This window comes from Reinekea marina (assembly GCF_030409715.1).
In the GTDB taxonomy this organism is placed as follows: Bacteria; Pseudomonadota; Gammaproteobacteria; order Pseudomonadales; family Natronospirillaceae; genus Reinekea; species Reinekea marina.
In genome coordinates this window covers 3123853-3146281 of sequence record NZ_JAUFQI010000001.1, presented here as the reverse complement: position 1 = coordinate 3146281, position 22429 = coordinate 3123853, and the positions used below count along the sequence as shown (strand labels likewise).

General features: G+C 44.4%; 20 protein-coding genes. 11 read left to right on the top strand and 9 right to left on the bottom strand.

The window, feature by feature from the left end; translation table 11 throughout:
• The first annotated feature begins 21 nt into the window (after positions 1-21).
• Genes QWZ13_RS17250 through QWZ13_RS17235 form a run of 4 tightly spaced genes read left to right on the top strand, consistent with a single transcriptional unit; the run spans position 22 to position 9156 of the window.
• Positions 22-870 carry a CheR family methyltransferase gene (locus QWZ13_RS17250; protein ID WP_215999854.1) on the top strand — a complete coding sequence of 283 codons (849 nt, stop codon included), beginning with the start codon at positions 22-24 and terminating at the stop codon, positions 868-870.
• A gap of 16 nt (positions 871-886) precedes the next feature.
• Positions 887-7624, top strand: a complete 6738-nt coding sequence (locus QWZ13_RS17245; RefSeq protein WP_290282873.1) for an Hpt domain-containing protein — start codon at positions 887-889, stop codon at positions 7622-7624.
• Between the two features lie 7 nt (positions 7625-7631).
• Positions 7632-8657 carry a chemotaxis protein CheB gene (locus QWZ13_RS17240; RefSeq protein WP_290282872.1) on the top strand — a complete coding sequence of 342 codons (1026 nt, stop codon included), beginning with the start codon at positions 7632-7634 and terminating at the stop codon, positions 8655-8657.
• Positions 8658-8679: 22 nt separating this feature from the next.
• Positions 8680-9156 carry a chemotaxis protein CheW gene (locus QWZ13_RS17235; RefSeq protein WP_290282871.1) on the top strand — a complete coding sequence of 159 codons (477 nt, stop codon included), beginning with the start codon at positions 8680-8682 and terminating at the stop codon, positions 9154-9156.
• 7 nt (positions 9157-9163) lie between these two features.
• Here the strand turns inward: QWZ13_RS17235 and QWZ13_RS17230 are convergent, their stop codons facing one another.
• A complete protein-coding gene (locus QWZ13_RS17230; RefSeq protein ID WP_290282870.1) occupies positions 9164-12025 on the bottom strand; it encodes a class I adenylate cyclase in 2862 nt (953 codons plus the stop codon).
• A gap of 176 nt (positions 12026-12201) precedes the next feature.
• On the opposite strand from QWZ13_RS17230, the gene QWZ13_RS17225 reads away from it, so the two are divergent.
• From QWZ13_RS17225 to cdd, 4 genes are all read left to right on the top strand, one after another.
• A complete protein-coding gene (locus tag QWZ13_RS17225; protein ID WP_290282869.1) occupies positions 12202-12927 on the top strand; it encodes a response regulator in 726 nt (241 codons plus the stop codon).
• Between the two features lie 3 nt (positions 12928-12930).
• Positions 12931-14379: an ATP-binding protein gene (locus tag QWZ13_RS17220; RefSeq protein WP_290282868.1), complete on the top strand. Its 1449-nt coding sequence runs from the start codon at positions 12931-12933 to the stop codon at positions 14377-14379.
• Positions 14380-14480: 101 nt separating this feature from the next.
• On the top strand, positions 14481-15191 hold the full coding sequence (gene deoD, locus QWZ13_RS17215; RefSeq protein WP_290282867.1) for a purine-nucleoside phosphorylase: 711 nt from the start codon (positions 14481-14483) through the stop codon (positions 15189-15191).
• 9 nt (positions 15192-15200) lie between these two features.
• On the top strand, positions 15201-15596 hold the full coding sequence (cdd, locus tag QWZ13_RS17210) for a cytidine deaminase (RefSeq protein ID WP_290282866.1): 396 nt from the start codon (positions 15201-15203) through the stop codon (positions 15594-15596).
• Here cdd and QWZ13_RS17205 read toward each other — a convergent pair.
• Both QWZ13_RS17205 and QWZ13_RS17200 read right to left on the bottom strand, forming a co-directional pair.
• Entirely contained in the window at positions 15591-16337 is a 747-nt protein-coding gene (locus tag QWZ13_RS17205) for a TrmB family transcriptional regulator (RefSeq protein ID WP_290282865.1), read from the bottom strand. The genes cdd and QWZ13_RS17205 overlap by 6 nt on opposite strands.
• Positions 16334-17044: a ferredoxin reductase domain-containing protein gene (locus QWZ13_RS17200; protein WP_290282864.1), complete on the bottom strand. Its 711-nt coding sequence runs from the start codon at positions 17042-17044 to the stop codon at positions 16334-16336. The genes QWZ13_RS17205 and QWZ13_RS17200 overlap by 4 nt, the downstream gene beginning before the upstream one ends.
• On the opposite strand from QWZ13_RS17200, the gene QWZ13_RS17195 reads away from it, so the two are divergent.
• The gene (locus QWZ13_RS17195) at positions 17015-17146 is read left to right on the top strand and encodes a hypothetical protein (RefSeq protein WP_290282863.1); all 132 of its coding nucleotides are present in this window, start codon (positions 17015-17017) and stop codon (positions 17144-17146) included. The two genes, QWZ13_RS17200 and QWZ13_RS17195, sit on opposite strands and share 30 nt — an antisense overlap.
• Here the strand turns inward: QWZ13_RS17195 and QWZ13_RS17190 are convergent.
• The 5 genes from QWZ13_RS17190 to hslV form a co-directional block, all read right to left on the bottom strand.
• Complete coding sequence (locus QWZ13_RS17190; RefSeq protein ID WP_215999864.1) at positions 17117-17356, bottom strand: YgjV family protein; 240 nt, start codon at positions 17354-17356, stop codon at positions 17117-17119. The genes QWZ13_RS17195 and QWZ13_RS17190 overlap by 30 nt on opposite strands.
• A 103-nt stretch (positions 17357-17459) precedes the next feature.
• Positions 17460-18926 (bottom strand): 4-hydroxy-3-polyprenylbenzoate decarboxylase, encoded by a 1467-nt coding sequence (ubiD, locus tag QWZ13_RS17185; protein ID WP_290282862.1) that lies wholly within the window; start codon positions 18924-18926, stop codon positions 17460-17462.
• A 69-nt stretch (positions 18927-18995) separates the two neighbouring features.
• Positions 18996-19382 carry a gamma-butyrobetaine hydroxylase family protein gene (locus tag QWZ13_RS17180; protein ID WP_215999866.1) on the bottom strand — a complete coding sequence of 129 codons (387 nt, stop codon included), beginning with the start codon at positions 19380-19382 and terminating at the stop codon, positions 18996-18998.
• Between the two features lie 145 nt (positions 19383-19527).
• On the bottom strand, positions 19528-20859 hold the full coding sequence (hslU, locus tag QWZ13_RS17175) for an ATP-dependent protease ATPase subunit HslU (protein WP_290283408.1): 1332 nt from the start codon (positions 20857-20859) through the stop codon (positions 19528-19530).
• 27 nt (positions 20860-20886) lie between these two features.
• Positions 20887-21405 (bottom strand): ATP-dependent protease subunit HslV, encoded by a 519-nt coding sequence (gene hslV / locus QWZ13_RS17170; RefSeq protein ID WP_290282861.1) that lies wholly within the window; start codon positions 21403-21405, stop codon positions 20887-20889.
• On the opposite strand from hslV, the gene QWZ13_RS17165 reads away from it, so the two are divergent.
• Both QWZ13_RS17165 and QWZ13_RS17160 read left to right on the top strand, forming a co-directional pair.
• Positions 21370-21573 carry a hypothetical protein gene (locus QWZ13_RS17165; protein WP_290282860.1) on the top strand — a complete coding sequence of 68 codons (204 nt, stop codon included), beginning with the start codon at positions 21370-21372 and terminating at the stop codon, positions 21571-21573. The genes hslV and QWZ13_RS17165 overlap by 36 nt on opposite strands.
• Entirely contained in the window at positions 21570-21851 is a 282-nt protein-coding gene (locus QWZ13_RS17160) for a hypothetical protein (RefSeq protein ID WP_290282859.1), read from the top strand. The genes QWZ13_RS17165 and QWZ13_RS17160 overlap by 4 nt, the downstream gene beginning before the upstream one ends.
• On the opposite strand, the gene QWZ13_RS17155 is transcribed toward QWZ13_RS17160, so the two are convergent.
• Positions 21790-22419, bottom strand: coding sequence for an SPOR domain-containing protein (locus QWZ13_RS17155; protein WP_290282858.1), 630 nt, complete (start codon positions 22417-22419; stop codon positions 21790-21792). The two genes, QWZ13_RS17160 and QWZ13_RS17155, sit on opposite strands and share 62 nt — an antisense overlap.
• Positions 22420-22429: the final 10 nt, after the last annotated feature.

Here is a 22429-nt window from a genome sequence, read left to right as displayed (position 1 = left end):
TTACAAAAACAAGAGAAAACTATGGTTGTGTCTGTAAACCAATCGCCAGATTTATCGGATGCCGCATTCGCTTGCTGGCAAGATACGATAGAAGAACGGCTTGGTTTGCAGCTTCCAGATCACCGCCGTAGTTTTCTGAAAACCTGTTTGTCTATACGAATGCGAGAGGTGGGTTTCGATGACTACCTCACCTATCACGAGTTTGTAATGCAAGGCGATAGGGGGCTGATTGAGTGGAATCAGTTGATCGACCGGATAACGGTACAAGAAACTCGTTTTTTCCGAGATCCAGCAGCGCTGGCCCTAGTAAAAGACTACCTTGTTCGACGTTTAAAGAGAGACGAATCAGCGCTCAGCGTTTGGAGTGTTGGCTGTTCATCTGGTGAAGAGACTTACAGCTTAGCCATCTTGATCGAAGAGGTTCTCGCTAAGCATGAATCTTCAAGCGATATTCGTTACGGCATAACAGGTACTGATGTCAGTAAAAAAGGATTAAAGGCGGCTTCAGAGGGGAAATATGCTCTTCGTCGTCTAGAAACGCTCGATAAACGATTAGTGGATCGATACTTTACCGATGTTGGTGGCAGTAAACAGGTCGTTAAAAGCACTCGTGACCGTGCCTGCTTTGTTCGATTAAATTTGTTGGAGTTAGCGCGCTCTCCATTGAATAACTTAGATGTAATTTATTGTCAAAATGTACTCATCTATTTTAGAAAATGGCGACGCAAAGACATTGTCTCTGAGTTAGCTAGCCGCCTTAAGCCAGGTGGCATATTAGTGTTAGGCCTTGGAGAAATTGTCGATTGGAATATGCCAGATTTAACGCGTGTTCCAGGTGAACGTGCACTAGCTTACATAAAACGTAAATAATAATGGGGAAATCGGCATGACCGACCGCCGAGATTTTGTAGCATTAGATTGGGTTAAAGGTGAAATCGATGAAACTCTGAAGCAGGCTCGATATGCATTAGAGGCTTTTGTTGATACACCTGAAGATACTAACCGTTTAGAATTCAGCTTGTCGTATATTCATCAGGTTTACGGCACGTTGCAAATGGTTGAGTTTTTTGGTGCTGCTCTGCTTGCTGAAGAAATGGAACAACTAAATCGTTCGATTGTCGAAGGATTAGTGCCCGCCAGTGGTGAGAATCTAGCGGTATTAATGCAAGCGATCATTCAGCTTCCCAATTATTTGGATCAATTGAAAAAAGGTCAGCATGACCTCCCTATCATCATATTGCCGCTGCTTAATGACTTACGTGCCGCTCGCGGCGCAAGTTTGCTTTCTGAAACGGCACTATTTACACCTGAATTAAGTGCGGCAAAGCGAATGGTTGGAGAGCCCGACTACAGTGCTTTTACGCAGCAGCAAACGATGGCCCTGCTTAAAAAGCTGCGACAAATGTTTCAACTGGCGTTACTCGGTTGGTTAAAGAATCAAGATGTCGACAACAGTGTCGGTTTTTTAACGAAAGCCATTGCTCGTATAGCGAAATTAACCGAGCGCACAAAAATTGGGTCGCTTTGGCGCATTGCAGATGCTTTCATAGCCGGTATAAAAGTAGGGCAAATTAATCGCTCGCCGGCCACAGCAAAACTGTTACGCGATTTAGACTCTGAGCTTAAAGCACTGATCGCTGACCCTGTTAAAGTTGTACAGACTTATCCCTCAGAAACCCTGATTAAGAATTTATTGTTTTATATTGCCAAGCTTGAGGATACGGGCGTTGATCGTATTGCTCAAATCCAACGTCAATATAATTTAACTCATTCGCTTCCAACCGACCAAGAAGTTGAATCGCAACGCGCTAAATTAGCCGGCCCAGATAAAGAAGCTATTTCTAATGTAGTAACGGCTCTTTTAGAAGAACTCGCGCGATTAAAAGATGCATTAGACCTAATGGTTCGAACAAAAGTGTCCGATCCAAGCCGGCTTAAAGAGTTAGTCAGCCCAATGCAGCAACTTTGTGACACTATGGCCGTTGTAGGTTTAGGTAACCCTCGTCGAGTGCTTGGCGAACAAATTACAGAAATTAATGACACCATTTCAAAAGCCAGCGAAGTCAGTGATTTGCAGTTGATGGATATTGCTGGCGCATTGGTATATGTCGAAGCGACCTTAAAAGGTATTGCTACCGATGAATCCAGTTTTGATTCTCAGGCAAGTGCTACGCAAAGTGATATAAATAACGCACACGATGCCTTATTGCGTGAAGCAAGAAATGGTTTAGAGCAAATTAAAGACGCGGTTGTAGAATTTATCGGCAATCATTTCGATCATGCGAGATTAGAAGACGCGACTAACCAGCTGACAACCATACGTGGTGGTTTGAGTATGGTGCCATTGCATGAAGCGGCCGACATTTTAAAGTGTGTTCAAAATTATGTAGAGCAAAAGCTCATAGGTGACCGCTATCAGCCACAATGGGACGAGCTAGATGCCCTCGCTGATGCATTGGTTGGCGTAGAGTATTATTTAGAGCGCATTTTCCGTGATGGCTCCGGCACCAATGTAGAGTTATTGGAACGTGCCGCCGAATCTGTTCGTAAATTGGGCTACAACATTCAGTTTGATGTTGAATCGAACGAACCGGAAGTTATTTCGGAACAAGACAAAACATCGAATAATCAAGAAGCATTTGTTGTCGATGATTCCGATACCATTGAAGCTCCGAATGTCGAAGACGAATCATTCTTACAGTCAGAAGAAGATCTGGAAGCAGATTTATCTCTGGAATTCGAAAGTGATGAAGAGCAAGAGTCTATTGATTCAATTGAACTGAATATTGACCAAAACGACACTGTAATAGAGCTTGATGCTAAAGATGTTGCAGCAACTGACGATTGGGATGAGTTACCCGTTGCCGATGTTTTAGAAAGTGACTTTGATGAAACGCTGTCTATAGATCAAGCCTTGTTTGAAGCTGAAGCTCCGCAGCCTATTAAAGCTGACCTCAATGAAGTCGTTGATGTTGAGAGCGATACTGATCATTTAGAAGTCAGTGAAGAAAGTACAGAAAATGCAGAAATCATTCAGCCTGAAGTAACAGAGCTAAGTGAAGATGACGACGATGATTTAATCGACGATGAAATTTTAGAAATCTTTATTGAAGAAGCCGAAGAAGTTCTTGAGGCCATCAATGAGTTTTTCCCTCAATTCAAGCAAGACACCTCAGATAAATCAGCATTGACTGAGTTTAGACGTGCTTTTCACACGCTAAAAGGCAGTGGACGCATGGTAAACGCCAACTTAATTGGTGAAACCGCGTGGTCTATTGAAAGCATGTTGAACCGACTTATCGATGGCAGTATAGACATCAGTGATGATCTATTACGTGTGGTCGAAGAAGTGACGGCTGAAGTACCAAACTTAATTGCCCAGTTTGAGAAAAAGAAGCCGGTTGATGCAACGAGAGCAAATGCATTAGCTGCCATAGCGGATAGTATCTCAAAAGGCGAGCCAGCAGATTGGTCTACCGTTTCGAATGATTCTGAAATAGACGAAATTGAGATAACGGATTCAGCGGTAGAAACGTTAGACCAGGTTGACGATACGCTTGAGATAGATATTGAAACTGAGCTTGAAGCAGAAGAAACTGATACATCCAACCTGAACTTCTCAGTGGAAGTATCTGAGCCCAGTACCGATGATAATTTGCTTAAAATATTCCAAGCTGAATTAAATTCTCACATTGAGTTTGTTGATAATTATTTATCAGACGAACCTATTGGTCGTAAATTACCAGACGCCTTGCAACGCGCATTACACACCATCAAAGGCTCTGCACATATGGCCAGTGTGGAAGTGATTGCTGATGTTGTGCAACCTCTTGAAGCGTTAGTTAAAGAGCTTCAAGAGCGAGGGCAAAAGGCTTCGCAATCGTTTGTCGATTTATTGGCGACGATGAGCATTTTGGTAAAAGATTTTGCTACCGCAGATTCAACGGCCAGTACAACTCCAGAGGCTCAGAGCTTTATTGAGCGAGTAATCGCCTATAAAAAAGAAATCTTTGTAGAAGCAGAGCCTTCGAATACTGAAGAACTGAGTTTAATGACGATATTTTTGTCCGAAAGTATGGATATCGTTATGGATGCAGAGCACCTCTTGGAAGCGTGGTCGAGCCAAGGCAATGCCGAAGAATCAATGTCTGTTCTGATTCGCGAACTAGACACGCTCGCACAAGCAGCTTATGCCGTTGACCTGATGCCTGTTTCTCAATTAAGTAATGAGCTTCATTCGTTATACCAAGCTGCGGCCTCCAACCCTTATATGGTCGAGGAAAAGTTCTTTAACTTAGCGCATGATGGCCACGAATCTCTCATTTCAATGATGGATCGAATTGCCGCAGGTCAATCTATCAGAACAGACGCATTGTTTTCTGAGCGACTAAAACAACTTTATGAGCTTTACGCCATTCCTTTTGAAGTGAAAGGTGCTCAGGAACAAGAAAGCGAAACATCTGAATCAGTGGAGAGTACCCCACTCGATCAGCTAGTCGATAGCACCCTTGCGCCGGTATCGACACCTCAAGAAAGTAATCCTACTTCTTCGCCGGCTCTAGAAGTTGAGCAGCCTGAACGACAATCGATTGAAGGCGACGCTGAGCTTGTTGAAATCTTTTTAGAAGAGGCCAACGACATACTAGAAAGCATTCAGCAGAGCTTAGATAACTGGACAAATGATACCGCTAATACACTAGAAGTAGAGTCGCTACAGCGAGACTTACACACTCTTAAAGGTGGCGCGCGCATGGCCGAAATTACACCTTTAGGAGACTTAGCGCATGAATTGGAGTTTCTATATGAAGGCTTAGGTCAAGGGAAGTATCAACCTTCAGATTACCTAATCTCTTTATTACAACAATGTCATGACCGGTTAGCTGTAATGATTGGTGACATTGAGTCGAGCATGTCTTGTTTGTCAGCTCCAGATTTAATTGCCGCAATAACGTTGTATCGAAAAGATCCCACGGCTGATTTCAACGCACTTTCGGCGCTTGCTGTAGATAGTACACCTGCTGAAACGAGCAAAGAACCGACGCTTGAAGACCTGGTGAGTCAAGATCTATCTACGCACGTTGAGCACGAGTTAACAGTAGAAGCCTCGAACCAAGAATCGGAAGAGCCTGCTAACTCAGTGGAAAGAGTAGAAGGCGATTCTCCGGCAGTGGCTTTAGATCTTCCGGATGACTTAGATTTCGATATTTTAGAAATCTTCATTGATGAGGCCGGGGAGCTTTTAACCGAGCTGGAAAATGCCGTAGAAGAATGGCAAATCGATAACGAAAACGAAGCGCACGCCGATGAATTGAAGCGTGTTTTGCACACATTAAAAGGTGGTGCTCGATTAGCTAAATTAAAAGAACTGGGCGATCAAAGCCACGATTTTGAAAGCTTTGTAATTAAAACCCAGCAAGACAAACTGCCTTTAAATGACGCGTTTTTTAAGAATGTAATGTCTCGCCAAGATACGTTGGTGTCTTATGTTGAAAGTCTGCAGTCTATGTTGGCGAATCATGAAGGCGTTGGTGGCGGTTTTGGGCCGAGTGTTATTCAGCTTGTCCAGGAAATGGATGAAGATGAGATTGCCCAATTAGAAGCTGATTCAGAATCTGCCGCTCAATTATTGCAAAGTACTGAGGCCAAAGATGAAAAGCCATTGGCACCGGCTGAGCCGTCTGCCAGTGATAACGTTGTTGCCTTCAAGAAAAAAGAAGCCGAACCGAGCGCGTTAAGTAAAATAGAGCAACCCCAAGAGAATAAGCGTGCTCAACCGCAAGAAACCGTGAAAGTAAACGCCAACCTTTTAGAAGGGTTGGTAAACTTGGCGGGCGAAACTTCAATTACTCGTGCACGATTAGAACAAGAAGTCAGTGACTTTACATTTAGTCTTGGCGATATGGATTCGACGATTGATCGCTTAAGAGATCAAGTAAGACGATTAGACTTAGAAACCGAAGCTCAAATCAGTTTTCGCCAAGAACGGGCTGAGGAAACAAACTACGAAGATTTTGACCCGTTAGAAATGGATCGATATTCACAGATCCAGCAGTTGTCACGATCGCTTATGGAAGCAACATACGACCTTCAAGATATTAAGTCGACGTTGACCGACAAAACGCGCGATGCTGAAACCATTTTGCTTCAACAAAGCCGTATTAACACGGAGCTTCAAGAAGGTTTAATGCGTACTCGAATGGTACCATTTAACCGGTTGCTGCCTCGCTTGCGTCGTATCGTACGGCAAGTATCTGGCGAACTGAATAAACAGGTTGATTTTGTTGTTGGTAATGCGGAAGGGGAGGTCGATCGTACTGTATTAGAACGTATGATTTCGCCATTGGAGCACATGCTACGAAATGCAGTCGACCATGGCATTGAAATGCCAGATGCTCGTTCAAATATCGGTAAGCCGACGAAAGGAACAGTTCAGCTCGATCTAGCCCGTGAAGGCAGTGACATTGTCTTGAAGTTGCAAGATGATGGTAAAGGCATCGATGTAAATCGTATTCGCCAAAAAGCGCTCGAAAAAGGTTTAATCGCAGAAGATTCAGACTTGAACGACACAGAAATCATGCAATTTATTTTAGATGCAGGTTTCAGTACGGCGGAAAAGGTGACTCAGATTTCCGGTCGTGGTGTTGGCATGGATGTTGTGAATTCCGAGGTTAAGCAACTCGGCGGATCAATGTCGATCGATTCTGAACTCGGCCAAGGCACACAGTTTATAATTCGATTACCGTTTACGGTTTCGGTCAACCGAGCGCTAATGGTCAATACGATGGATGACCTCTACGCTCTGCCGTTAACATCAATTGAAGGTATTGTACGAGTCACGCCAAAACAGCTTGCGCAATACTATCAGCCCGATGCGCCTTTGTTTGAATATGGTGGCGGACGTTATCGTTTAGAGTATATGGCGTCGTTGCTGCATACCGGGTTACAACCAAATTTAGACAATTTAGACAATAACATCCCGTTAGTTCTGGTTAGAGGCAGTGATGAGCGACACTCAATGGCGCTGCATGTTGATAGGCTAATGGGATCACGAGAAATTGTGGTGAAAAACCTTGGGCCGCAATTTAGTAAGGTACCAGGGGTTTCTGGTGCAACCATTCTAGGTGACGGCTCCGTTGTTGTGATTTTAGACTTACCTGCTTTGATTCGTTCTGAGTTGGTTGTCGAAGATCAATCAAAAGCAACGGATGCCATTGAAGCCATACCCGTATTGCCGACAAGCAAGAAGAAAGAAGGACCATCGAAGGTATTAGTTTGTGATGATTCTGTAACGGTTCGAAAAGTGACCAGTCGCCTGCTTCAGCGCAATGGTATGGACGTAATGCTGGCTAAACATGGTGGCGATGCGATTACTCAAATGATGGATGAAATTCCAGATTTGATTTTGCTGGATATTGAAATGCCACACATGGATGGTTTTGAAGTAGCACAGCGAGTTCGCCACGATGATCGACTAAAACATATTCCAATTATCATGATTACTTCTCGTACGGGAAGTAAGCATAGAGATCGCGCTATTTCTATTGGCGTCAATGAATACATTGGTAAGCCTTTCCAAGAAGGACCACTCTTAGAAACGATCGAGCGATTGCTCGAAGAATCGTGAGTGTCTCATGAAGGGTAAACATAATCGTGTTGGGGTGATCGCTGTGTCACCCCTTATTCAGCATCAGCTGCAGGTTGTGATAAATAATGCTGGCTATGATGTGGCCGTAAATACATCGCCTGAGCGACTCAATAAAAAGCTGCTGAAGAACGAAACCATTCGGCTATGGGTTGTCGAGCTAGAAGAGAACGATCAGAACGATGACTTTATTCAGGACGTTCTTGAACTAACTGAGATGCCGGTATTGTTTGGTGATGGCAATATTCCAGGCAAGAATGACGAAGACTATTTGGGCTGGCAAAGGCGAATAAAAGAAAAGCTCAATGCCCATGCACCGCCCGTTGAAGAAGCCCTTATTGCGCCGGAAATTGACCTAGAAGCGCTCGTCGACAATTCCGAAAAGCAAAGCTTTGAATTGCCAGAGGCATTAAAAAATGCACCGTGCCCAAACCTAGGTCCGATCTGGGTTTTGTGTGCTTCGTTAGGTGGGCCTCAAGCGGTTAAAGAGTTTGTTGATTTATTACCCAAAGACATACCCGCTGCCTTTCTATATGCACAGCATATTGATGATGGTTGCCTCGATGCACTGGTTCAATCTGTTGGACGCCATACCCAATTGAATATGGTCAAGGCCGATCATGGCGTGCAATTAGAAAATGGTAAAGTGTGTGTGGTGCCGGTTGATAATGAAATTGTGTTCACTGAAAACTCCGGTGTACTTTGGAAAGAAAACGGTTGGAGCGGACCTTATGGTCCCAGTTTGGATCATTTGTTAAAAAATGTCGCCAATCACTACGGACAAAAAGCAAATGCCATTATATTCAGTGGAATGGGCAGTGATGGTACGCTTGGTTCTACGTTAGTTAAAGAGCAAGGCGGGACTGTGTGGGGCCAAACTACACAAAGCTGTATTCAGCCTTCTATGCCAGACTCTGCTCAAGAGGCGGGTTGTTTAGATTGGCGCGGTTCGCCAAGAGAATTGGCTGAAAAAATAATTACTTGGTTAGCTGAGAGAAAGTCTCAGGCCGCCTAATATCACAGTAAAAGGTAAGATCATGAAAACACCAACAAGAATGCTTTCTAAATCTGATAATGACACGGTATCGAGTTTATTGGTGCCTGTACAAGGCAAAAGCTTACTTGTTCCTAACGTAGCGGTAGCGGAACTTGTGCCGGCTACCGAAATAGAAGCGGGTGAGAACTTACCTACTTGGTGCCTAGGCTATGTTCATTGGCGGGGTATTCATGTACCCGTGATCAGTTTTGAATTAGCCAACAGTCAGGTGAGTGGGCGCAACAGCGTTGAATCTCGATTAGCAATTTTTAACTGTATTGGTGATGATCAGAGCCGACCTTACTTTGCTATTATGGTGCAAGGTATTCCTCGAATGATAAAGCTTACTGATAATGAAATACGCGAAGATAAGCAAACAACGATAGGTCAAGCGGAATCGATGGCTGTGATCACCCAATTGGGTAAAGCCATTATTCCAAATATTGACTACTTAGAATCATTAGCTGCAAAGGTTTAACCTGCATTTAAAGTGAAGCCATTGCTAGGTTGATTTTTTTCTCGAGTCTCAGTTTAGACTCAAGGTAATGCTTTGTTTGTGCCATGCCGTATGGAAGCTTCGCAATGAAGTTTTCCGATAAAGCTATGTCGGTAATGTAAGCAGGATATTTCTTTCCTGAGGCGCGTATTCCTAATATGTAAGATGCCACGGCTGTATAAAGATTATCACCCAGAATATTACTGCTAAATTCTTTTTCATTACAGCTGATTACAAACTCATCCGAGCCATTGGAGCTGACATCTACATTGACCTGAATGCTGATGAAATGCCCCTTGTTGATGAGCCCTTTAACCGGGGTCCTTAGCGCCTTGTATTGACCTTTTTCTGATATAAATTCAATGCATTGTATTTGCCGCTGCCCTTGGAATTGCTCTATATCAATACTGCGTTGTCGGTGTTCTGTAATTTTTAAGAATCGGACCAAGGGCGATATAAGGGTAGCGACATTGAAAAATTCGGTATCAAAAACAATCAAGGATCCTTTTTCATCTATAAGCCGAATAGCCACGCGTTTATTGTGCCGTTCAAAACCAATGATCATCGCTTGTGGTTTTTGTGCGCTTAGTAGCGGCTTTAGCCATTTTGTTTTCGCCTGAAAGAGTCTATCTATGATGACAGGGTTGTGAGTGGTTTGTTCTTCCCCGAGCTGTTGAATGAGTTCTTTTTCGGTTGAGAATCGGCGGTAGCCAATGACATTGTTAAGTTTTTGAAAGACGAGAAATTCTTCGCTTTCATGATAAATGAATCGAGGCGATGCAGACTTGTTTGATCGGCACAGCGCATTTATGGCGTCTTCGAATAAGTCACTGATTCTCTTGGCGATGGCATGCGGTCGCGTTTCATTGTTGCAAACCACATTTAGTTCTGGCTGCGAGTTGCCGTGCTGCTTATTGATTTTGCCTATTAAAGATCGAATGGCATTCGCGGTTACGTTGTGATCATCGTACCGTTCAACGACGACCTCTCCCCAGCTATTGACTAACACCATATCTATACTGATGATTAAGTTCTCTCTTAGCGAGCTAAAATCCATACTGTCGCTGCGCTCAGATATTTTTTGCAACCCGCGTGCCGATAAATAAGCCAGTGGGTCTCGCCCTAAATTCACAAACAACACCGCCTTGGTGATATGGGCAGGGTGATAGAATCGATCTGGGTTTATTTTGGCCAGTGGGGTCGGCAAATGTTGGCGCAGTGATGCAATGGTCATACGAATTTCAAAGTCGCTTATTTTTTCTTTTAGCGGCTGTATTGGAATGTGCAAATGAGCACTGAGAAGGCCGTTTAAGTGACACCACAACAGCGTCTCAAGTAATCCTTGAGAATATTTCAATGGCGAAGCTGAATCTATTTCATCAATGGGTTGATTATAGGCCGCCCACAATGCTGAACCTTTTTGTTTGCTCTCACGTTCATGTAGACGAATTTTTTCATTGGATAAGTCTATGTCTAAGCCAATTTTTATAAAATCAATTTTGCCAGGTCGGCGATCAAAAGCCGCGTGCAACTTTCGGCTTAGAATTAATAAGTCTCTTTGACTCATGACATGCGCGCTATGGTGCTCTGCGGCAAACTCAGTTAAGAATCGATAACTGCGAGTGAGCTCACTGACTAGTAAACGGCGTTCATTGATGACAGATTCAATAGACCATTGCCGATGGTTGTCTAAATGTTGAACTGTATGTTTTGTCCATCCCCATGATTGTACTAAAACTTCCATCAGCTCTCTGCGCCATGTTCGAGTTCGAGTGGGCTTTGAAACGTTAATGCCGACTTTGAAATAAAAACATCGCCGTAAAAGTTCTAAACGATCCTTTTCTCCTCGGTCTACTAAATAAGCCTCAATACGTTGATAGAGCATGACATAAGGATCAAGGTTATCGAGCGATAAATTCATTCGGTAAACGGCATTTTTTAAAGAGTGTGCCAGGCTGATAACCTTAGGAAATTCCCGTGCATAGATTTCAAGTAAAATTAATTTGAGTACAGACTTATAAGGCGCATCGATGGCCTTATAAATTTGCCATAACCCAGCGCCAATAAATTCACCGGCGTCTAGTTTTGATACGCCTCCAAAATCGGTAACCTCTTTCGTGCTAATGTGGCCATTGTTGACGAGTTTTTTTATAACCCCTTCATGCTCTAGTTCTTTGGACGTTGGCACAAACCACCAGGCAGACATGCCTCCTGCAATGAGTTGCGCCGTGCGGTAAAATTCATCCAACAGCAATGTGTGAGAGGTTGAACCACAGTTTTCGCCGGTAAGGGATTGTTGCTCGCCGCCTTGAAACTTTTGAGCGTTCATTAAGAAAAAGTGCACTTCTAAATTAAAGCCACTGGCCCAGTGGCTGATCGCTTCGCACTTTTGATTCAGAAGGTTAATTTTGAATTGACTAAGCTCACTGTCATAACAGAGCCAGATGTCTAAGTCTGAGCTAGTCGATTGGCCTATGCTGCCACTTGACCCCATTAAGTACAAAGCCGAAATTTCAGGGCGACTGACTAATTGAGATGAAAAAGTTTGCCGAGTCAGTGATTGGGCGGAACGCAACAGTGCATCTTGTGGTTGATAAAAGGCAATACCTCTTGGCATTTCAGTCGCTTCGAGATAACCCGGTAAGCCACGTTGATGGACATGGAACAGTAACGGTAACAACTCGAAACATTGTTGTTGTTTAAGTTGTAATCCTTCCTTTAAACGCTGCAAGCGACCTTCGTTGACTTCATGAAACCGTTTCCGCACTTCGTTTACGTGCAGTGCCGATGCTCCGGCTTTTCCAATAAAGCCAATAGGTGACTGATCATTAAGAAAATTAGAGTGTTCCAAGTTCTGTAATCGCCTAGTGTTTACTTTTGACTATTATAAGATGAGTGTAGTCGAAATAGGGTTGGTTGTTTGTATAATACTTTGTTACAAACCTAATTTTCGAAACAGGGTACCATGAGCAATTCGGGTTTACTCCGCGTGGACGTTTGTTTTCACTTAAAAAGTAGAATTAGACAATGCAAGAACAACAAAAAAAGCTTTTGATTGTCGATGATGATCAAGAAATATGCGATTTACTGAAAGAATATCTAGAGAAGAATGGTTTTTCTGTCGACGCTGTAGGTGATGGGCAGAAAATGTTCGATCGTTTAAATGCCGATCATTTTGACTTGATAGTTCTTGATATTATGTTGCCTGGCGACGATGGATTCTCATTGTGTAAAATGGTGAGAAATAAATCCAATATCCCCATCATTATGTTAACGGCCGGTTCCGATGAAACCGATCGAATAATAGGGTTAGAGCTCGGTGCCGATGACTATGTTGGCAAGCCTTTTAATCCTAGAGAATTGCTTGCGCGTATAAAAGCAATTTTAAGAAGATTCGAAGACAATCAGAGTGTGCAACAGGAAAAACCTGCTCACCAGTTGTTAAAGTTTGGTGATTTTACATTGAATATAACCAACCGTGAGTTGGTTTATAGGTCGGATCCTGCCGAATCATTAAATGGCGCGGATTATAATTTGCTCAGTTTATTTTTGAAAAACCCGGGTCAAGTGCTGAGCCGAGATGATTTATCTCATCACTTGAAAGGGCGCGATGCCTCGCCTTTTGATCGTTCGATAGATGTTCAAATTAGTCGGTTACGCAGTCGGTTACGCGATGACGGTAAATCCCCTCAAATGATCAAAACGGTGCGTGGTAAAGGTTATGTGCTAACGGCTACAGTGGAGGCGGGCTAAACCGTGCTTAAGTTTGGCTCTACCTCACTATATTCACGATTCTTAGTACTACTGCTGGCCGGTTTAATGACCGCTTTCTTTGCCAGCAATTATCTATGGATACATGTTTTAGAGCTCAAAAAAGCCGATGAAGGGCGAGATATGGCCGTAGACATGGCGGCTTCTGTTGGCCGAACGGTGGAGTTTATTCGAGCGTACCCTAAAGAGTATCGTCATATTATTTTAAACCAAATGCGCGATATAGGCGGTTCTCGCTTTTTGGTGTCAATTAACGAAGAGTTTATTAACGTTACGCCTATTGCCGAAACTTCGATTAGCTCTCAATTTCTAACCGATTTTAATGAGTCGATCACCAGTACGTTAGGGCAGCGCCTTCGTGAAATGCAGGTGACCTTTGCTGACCCGACGACCTTAAGCGTTTATAAAAACGATATTAAATTGATAGATTTACCGCCGCGATGGGCGCAAAATTCGCTCATTCGCGAACCTGATGTTGCCCCGGTTTTAGTCGCGCAGATGCCACTAGGCGGTGGAGAATGGTTATATTTAGCCGGACTGTTGCCCGATCCTTATTATTTGTCGGATGTGCGCGGTTTGAGTAATGAGCAGTTATCGTTTTTAGTGATTACCTTGTTTGTCTTGGTGGTCATCAGTTGGCTGTTGGTTAAGTGGCTAACCGCGCCATTAACCAATTTATCAAAGGCGGCGCGCCATCTTGGTACCGATATCGAATACGATTTAAAGCCGCTTATGCTCAAAGGCTCAAAAGAGGTTCGGCAAACAGCTTCTGCGTTTAATTTTATGCAAGAACGGATCATTCGTTTTATCGAGAACCGAGAACGAATGTTTTCAGCTATTTCTCATGATTTAAAAACACCTATCACTCGTCTAAGGCTGAGAGCTGAATTGATGGAAGAGTCGGATATCCAAGAAAAGATGATCCGCGACTTAGATGAGCTAGAGGCATTGGTAAAAGGCGCGTTAGATCTCGGTAAAAGCACCGACCTGCATGAGGCAACACACCCCATTGATGTGAACCAATTGCTCAATACTTTAAAAGAAGAATGTAAGTTGATGGGGTCCGAAATTGAGGTGAAAGGGCTGGCGAAGCGCACATTCTTTGGCAAGCCTTTGGCGTTAAAGCGCTGTTTATCTAATCTGATTCATAACGGTATTTTCTATGGCTCGAAGGTTCGGGTCGATGTGGTAGATTCACGTCATGAATTGAAAATTTATATTGTTGATAATGGTCCAGGCATCCCTGAAGATCATCTTGAGAAGGTGTTTGAGCCTTACGTAAGATTAGAGGCTTCACGGAACCGAAACACGGGCGGTGCGGGCTTAGGTTTAAGTATCGCTCGAAATATCGCTCATGGTTTAGGTGGCCAATTACGATTAAGAAACCGCATTGGTTTTGGTTTGGAAGCCGCCGTGATTCTACCCAGAATTTAATGTGCGTTTATCGCCTATAACGACTAGTATTTCGGCAATAGATTGGTATAGTTGAAAAAACTGTTCGATTGGTCAAATTAGTCAAAAAATAGGAAAATTATATGTCTACTCCTCATATCAGCGCAGCAAAAGGTGACTTCGCTGAAACCGTTCTGATGCCGGGTGATCCGCTTCGTGCAAAGCATATTGCAGAAACTTACCTTACCAACGTTGTTGAGGTTAATAGCGTTCGTGGCATGCTCGGTTTTACGGGTGAATACAAAGGTAAGCGCTTGTCTGTCATGGGTTCTGGTATGGGTATACCTTCCATGTCTATCTACGCTAAAGAGCTTATAACTGAGTTTGGTGTTAAAAACATCATCCGTGTCGGCACCTGTGGTGCCTTGGCTGACGATGTGAATTTACGTGACGTCATTATTGCCATTGGTGCCAGTACCGATTCAGTCGTTAACCGTAACCGCATGTTAGGGTTCGATTTCAGTGCAACTGCAAGCTATGAGCTGTTGGAAGCGGCCGTAAATTCTGCGCGTGATGCAAATATTCCTGTTAGAGTGGGTAACATCTTCTCTTCCGATCTGTTTTATCACCCGGTTGATAACGTGATGGATCGTTTAGCCGGCATGGGTATTTTGGCGGTAGATATGGAAGCGGCGGGTCTTTATGGTGTGGCCGCTGAGTTTGGCGCAAATGCTTTAACTGTGCTTACCGTTAGCGATCATATTCCACGTGGTGAAGCCGCGACTCCAGAAGAGCGTCAATCATCATTCAACGATATGATTATCTTAACGCTAGATGCGGCGATCACACTGTAAGGGATCATTATGAGCACAGAGCAAACACTTTTGCCACTGGCTAAACAGGCGGCAGAACGAGCCTATACGCCTTACAGTAAATTCTCTGTCGGTGCGGCTATAACGACCAAACAAGGTGACACAATTTTAGGGTGTAATGTTGAAAATGCAGCCTACCCCGTCACCTTATGTGCGGAACGAAATGCTATAACCACCGCTGTTGTTAATGGTGCAAGACCCGGAGACATTACAGAGGTCGTGATTTTTGTCGATACCGATGAAGTTGCGTCACCTTGTGGTGCGTGTCGCCAAGTCATGAGTGAATTCATGTCTCAACAAGCTAAGGTGACTTCTTTTAATGGCAAAGGTCAGTCAAAAACTTGGACAGTAGCTGAGCTATTGCCTGACAGCTTCACCTTACTATAACGTTTGCCATAGGGTGTTAAAAATCACCTGATGCGTATTGGCAATTGTCGGCGACTGGATAACCACAGCGGTTGGAAGGTCGCCATCGCTCAAGCTAATGAGCGCTACTTTGGGTGGGTAAATGGCAATGTATGAGCCCGCATTTTCACTGGACTTTTCATCAATCCATTTTCGATCGGCAAGCGGCGCATCCCGACCGCCTTCTCCGATAGCAATTACTTTCACATTGATACCTAACTTTACCCGCGCACGCGTATAGTTCGGAAACGGTCGATACAGGTGGCGTCGTATGGCTTTTGCGGAATAAACGCAGTAAGTTTTGTTTGGCTGATCACTGACAGTGCTTAGAATGTCTTTTAAAACAAACTCAATACCATCGTCACCTTCGTAGTAATGAACATCGGCATTCCCGGTAATAGGTTGTAAGTGCGAAAGTTGCGGGATGACCTTGTCTTCTAAAAGCTCCATTGCTTCAGAAACTTGATTCTGATGGTTTAACGCCAGTTCTTTTAATCGTGATGGCGGCTCAGCGCGAAAGTGCCGACGCTTTCCTTTTGGAAAATAGCTGACCACACCCTTATGCTGCATACGCTTTAGCAGTTCGTGAGTGGTTCCACGGTTAATACCTGAGCGGTCAGCGACATCACGAATAGAAGCAGGGCCTGATTCCAAAAGCGCTAAGTAAATGCGTGTTTCACGAGGCTCTAAGCCGAATACGCGTAAAACTTCGGCGGTATTCATGATGACTCCCGTGGAGCGAAATCAAACACATCACTGAGGATGTGCTGTTCTCGGCAACCTTTTTCAATCAAAGAATCAAATAGTGTATACACCATTTTAGGTGAGCCGCAGATAATAGCTTGTGCCGATTTTAAGGCCGACTGCTCAGACAAAATACTGTGCAGTAACATCTGGTGATTGTCTTCCCAATGGCTGTGTTCAGAAATAAGCGCCGCTAAATGAATATTTGGGTGTTGGTCGGCCCAGGCTTCGGCTTTTTCGAGCATGTACAACTGGCTGAGTTTGTAACTTGCCCAATAAATATGAATTTGACGATTACAGTGACGATCTATGCAGTCTTCTACAATCGACTTCACTTGGCTAAAACCAGTGCCAGAAGCGATAAGCAGTAATGGGCTTTGTTCGGTTGGAAGCGAGGGTAAAATACAACGTCCGCCGGCGGGTGCTAATTCTACGGAGCCATGCTGACGCAAATGTTCAATGAGTTGATCATTAGTTTCTGTGCCGCCTTGAACGTGCAACTCTATACAAGGGCTGTTAGGCGCTGAAGCAATGGTGAAATATAGATATTGATAACCCTCTATCAGCAGCTCGGTAAATTGCCCAGCTTCGAATGGGTAAGGCTCAAGGGGTTTGAGTAATACTTGCCAGACTTTACCGCTCATAAGTTTAAGATCATGAACGGTCGCAATCGTCGAATTAGGCAACAGGCTTCTCCAGTCGGTATTGTACAATGTTGCCATTATACAAAGTTCGAATCAGAAGGCGATGCCCTTAGCTTAAGATTGTGGTACAGGGCGTCGGTATAAGACGTAGATGTGATAAATATTAATAAGCACAATAAAACCATTGAGCGCAAAAACAGGCCAAGCTGAAATGATAAAGCCATAGCTTGCAAACATACCTGCACCGAGCATGTTTATCCAACGCAGACGTTTTATGTCTGACATTGTGAGCGACACTGCAATAATAAGCGACCCTAAATACCCATACCAGTCGATTAATGTAATTGATTCCATAACACCTAAAACTCTATTTGACCTGTTGGTCAGAAATTATAGTCAGGTGCAGAAAAATAGCCACAATTAATTGACCTTGTGCGCAAAAAATAGAGCCAGTTCTCTAAATGTCACCCAATTCGCGCATGATTGAGTCAACCCTAGCAACGGTAGCAGGGTCTTTTACAATAGGGCGCCCCCATTCTCGATCCGTTTCGCCTGGCCATTTATTCGTTGCATCCATGCCCATTTTAGAGCCTAGTCCAGAGACCGGGCTGGCAAAGTCTAAATAATCGATAGGGGTATTATCAATCAACGTAGTGTCTCGAGAAGGGTCCATGCGGGTTGTAATGGCCCAAATAACGTCGTTCCAGTCTCTTGGGTTTACATCTTCATCAACAACAATGACGAATTTTGTGTACATAAATTGCCGCAAGAATGACCAAGTGCCTAACATGACGCGTTTTGCATGCCCAGGGTATTGCTTCTTAATACTTATCACCGCCATGCGATACGAGCATCCTTCCGGAGGTAAGTAAAAATCGATAATTTCAGGAAACTGCTTTTGAAGAATAGGCACAAAGACTTCATTCAATGCTACCCCTAAAACGGCCGGTTCATCCGGTGGCCTGCCGGTATAGGTGCTGTGATATATCGGGTCGTCTCTGTGCGTGATGCACTCTACGGTAAAGACGGGAAACTCATCAACTTCATTGTAGTAACCCGTATGATCGCCATAAGGTCCTTCAGGGGCCGTCTCGCCTGGATAAATATAGCCTTCTAGAATTATTTCTGCACTGGCCGGTACTTTTAAATCATGAAGTTTGCATTTCACTAATTCGGTTTTGCTGTCTCGTAAAAGCCCTGCAAAAGCGTATTCCGATAAGGTATCAGGCACTGGGGTAACCGCTCCTAAGATGGTCGCGGGGTCGGCTCCAAGAGCAACAGCGACAGGAAAAGGCTCGCCAGGGTGCTCATGTTGCCAGGCTTGATAATCTAATGCTCCACCGCGATGCGATAACCAGCGCATGATGAGTTTGTTTTTTCCAATGACCTGTTGGCGATATATGCCAAGATTCGTTCGACCGCCTTGTGGGCCCTGGGTTATGACAAGTGGCCATGTGACCAGTGGTGCAGCATCTTCTGGCCAACACGTCCAAACGGGAAGTACTCCTAAATCTACATCAGGGCCTTCAATGATGTTTTCTTGGCAAGGTCCTTTCTTAAGCGTTTTTGGTGCCATGCTGAGCACCTTTTTCAACAAAGGTACTTTTTGCCAAGCGTCTTTTAAGCCGGCTGGTGGCTCGGGCTCTTTTAAATAAGCCAGTAGCTTTCCGATTTCACGCAGTTCTTGAGTTGATTCAGCGCCCATGCCTAATGCCACACGTTCTGGTGTTCCGAACAAGTTGCCGAGTACAGGCATGGAGTGGTTTGTTGGGTTTTCGAAGAGTAGGGCCGGACCTTTTTGTCTTAATACTCGATCGCACAGTTCTGTCATTTCTAGATGTGGATCAACAGACGTTTTTATGCGCTTTAATTCACCACGCTGCTCTAAAACATTAATAAAATCACGTAGATCGGTATATTTCATGAAAGGTGTACTCAAAGAGATTGCGTTAATGGTAAATCAAGCGAATCAAAACCCCAAGGCAGATTAGGCTCAGGAGTTCAACTGGGTGATGTCGATAAATTTGGATTCTCGCGATTCCTTCGCTTTACTGAGTTTTTCGAGATAAGTTTGCCAATATTTGTCTTTCTCGTCACACAGTTTTTTTAGATAACCCCAATCGTACAAGCCAGTATCGTGGCCATCACTAAAGGTAATTTTGATAGCGTAACGCCCAGTGGCTTCTATTTTACTAATTTCGACATTCTTTTTACCGGTTTGAAGCGTTTCTTGACCGATTCCATGACCGCGCACTTCGGCCGAAGGCGAGTGAACGCGCAAAAACTCTGCACTTAACTCGGCTTGCTTGCCATCTGGCCACTCTATGCGGAGTAATGCCGTACTCTGTTGGTAGTCAATTTTCGTTGGTGCCTGATTCATCGGGAGTCTCTATCTTGTATTTACCTGAGCGAAGCATGGAGTTTATGGCTTTACAGTTGAAGCCATAATAGCGCAGCTCTAACCGAATGTAAGTTTGATTTACAGACGTTAAAGCTGCGCGTAGCTGAAAGCTAAGCTTTGTGCGTTAAAGAATAAAGCGGCTTAGATCTTCGTTTTGAGCCAATTCAGACAAGGTGTCTTTAACCATTTGAGCGGTCACTTCTAAGGTTTGTCCGTTTCGTTCACTGGCGTTGTAAGACGCTTCTTCAAATAAGCGTTCCATAATAGTATGTAACCGGCGCGCGCCTATGTTTTCGGTGCTTTCGTTTACATCGAAAGCCGTATTGGCGATGGCCTCAATGGCGTCGTCAGTAAAGGTGACCGTCAGCCCTTCTGCGCCTAATAGTGCCGCGTACTGTTCGGTGATGGCATAATCGGGCTCGGTTAAAATTCGTTTGAAGTCATTCGGTGTTAAGGCTTGCAGGTTAACTCGAATCGGTAATCGACCCTGAAGTTCTGGAATGAGATCACTGGGCTTAGAAAAGTGAAATGCACCGCTGCCAATAAATAAAATATGGTCCGTTTTCACCATGCCATATTTGGTATTAATGGTGCAGCCTTCAATAAGTGGCAGCAAATCGCGTTGAACGCCTTCTCGACTGACATCGCCACCACCACGATTTTCGTTTTTAGCGATTTTGTCAATTTCATCAATAAATACAATGCCGTTTTGTTCAACGGCCGTCAGCGCGCGTTGCTTAAGGTCATCTTCATTGACTAATTTTGCGGCTTCTTCATCGGTGAGTAGTTTTAACGCTTCTTTTATGGGTAACTTTCGTTTTTGGGTTTTTTGATTGCCCATATTTGAAAACATACTTTGCAGCTGGCTGGTCATGTCTTCCATGCCTGGAGGCGCCATGATTTCAACTCCGACAGAGTTTTGTGCCAGCTCTAACTCAATTTCTTTATCGTCCAGATCGCCTTGGCGTAATTTTTTACGGAACACTTGGCGGGTACTAGAGTTAGTATCGGTAGATTCGGCATCACCTTGGGCGTTTCGAGGTGCTGGCAATAAAATATCTAAGATTCGATCTTCCGCGGCGTCTTGTGCACGTGGTTTTGCGGCATTCATTTCGTGCTCACGCAGCATTTTGATGCCAGTTTCAACCAAGTCACGAATAATCGATTCAACGTCTCGGCCTACGTAACCTACTTCAGTGAATTTTGTGGCTTCTACTTTAATAAAGGGTGCGTTAGAAAGCTTGGCTAATCGACGTGCAATTTCAGTTTTTCCGACACCCGTTGGACCTATCATTAAAATATTCTTGGGTGAAATTTCGTCTCGCATACGCTCATCAAGCTGCATTCGGCGCCAGCGGTTTCGTAAGGCTATGGCAACGGCTCGCTTTGCGTCGTCTTGGCCAATAATGTGTTTATCCAGTTCATGCACGATTTCGCGCGGGGTCATGATCGACATACTTACCTCGATGTTCAATAGAAGCGCTTAAAGCACTTCAACAACAGTATTATGATTGGTGTACACGCAGATATCCGCGGCGATTTCGAGTGACTTTTCAGCAATCTCTTGAGCTGATAAATCGGTGTTTTCATACAGTGCACGGGCGGAAGCCATGGCGAAATTACCACCTGAGCCGATTGAAACGACGCCATGCTCTGGCTCGACAACATCGCCAGTACCTGAAATTAGCAGGCTGGCCTCTTTGTCGGCAACGATCAGCATAGCTTCGAGTTTTCGCAAGGCTCGGTCACTTCGCCATTCTTTAGCAAGTTCAACGGCGGCGCGGGTTAAATGTCCGCTGTGCTGCTGCAAATGGCCTTCAAATTTTTCGAACAGCGTAAAAGCATCGGCCGTACCGCCTGCAAAACCAGCCACCACTTTATCGTGATAAAGGCGACGCACCTTACGTGCATTGCCTTTCATGACCGTATTACCAAGAGAAACTTGACCATCACCAGCAACAACAACTTGGTCATTGCGGCGAACAGAAACAATCGTGGTCATAACGGGTTCCAAAATAATGAATTCAAAAACCTATTTGGGGGCAAGGGTATTTTTTTAAAGGGCGGTTTAGAGAACGGTGCCTTAGGCACCGCGAGTTTTGAGCTGCAAGCTGCAAGTAAGTTCAAGAGATATAGGGCAGAACGGTGCTTTAGGCACCGCGAGTTTTGAGCTGCAAGCTGCGAGTAAGTTCAAGAGATATAGGGCAGAACAGTGCCTTAGGCACTGCGAGTTTTGAGCTGCAGGCTGCAAGTAAATTCAAAAGACAAAAACATTGTGTTTTGAGCGAAAGCTCATATTCTTGTTTTGCTTGCAGCTTGCAGCTTGCAGCTTGCAGCTTGCAGCTTGCAGCTTGCAGCTTGCAGCTTGCAGCTTGCAGCTTGCAGCTTACTGCGCCCGTACCATCACCTGATGATTCAAAGCGGCAAGTCTGTCTTGAGCTTTGTTGAGGGCGGATCGGTTGTCGAATGGGCCGACGACGACTCGGTGGTAGGTGCCTTTGTCGCCTAGGTTGACTGTGTTTATGCTAGAACTGGGGAGGCCATTGAGTATCAATTCGGCACGTAATCGATCGGCGTCATCTACTCTTGAAAAGGAGGCGACTTGGATGATCCAACTTTTGGCTTTAGGTGGTTCACTGGTGGTGGATTGTGTTGTGTTTGTTGCGGTGGCACTTGAACCGGGTTTTTCTTCCGGTGCCACGGTGGGAACTTCGTCATCTTGCAGCAATTGATAAAATTCGAAGGCTTGCTTCAGCGTTTCGGTTTTTTCTTTTATTTCTTCAACTTGCTCAATTTTAGGTGCCGGTTGCGGTTCTGTCTCTGTGGTCGATTCTTTCAGAGCTATATTAAATTGTTCGCGCACGGCTTCGGCGCCACCTTCTGCAGGTGGCACTTTAGCTAGGAAATATAAAAACCCAACGAATCCAACAGCTACGATGCTGGTAAATAGCCATACCCACTTTGGAATACGGCTGGTTTCAGCTTGCTTGGGCTTATGAGCAAAATCGCGAGACATTTGACCTCAG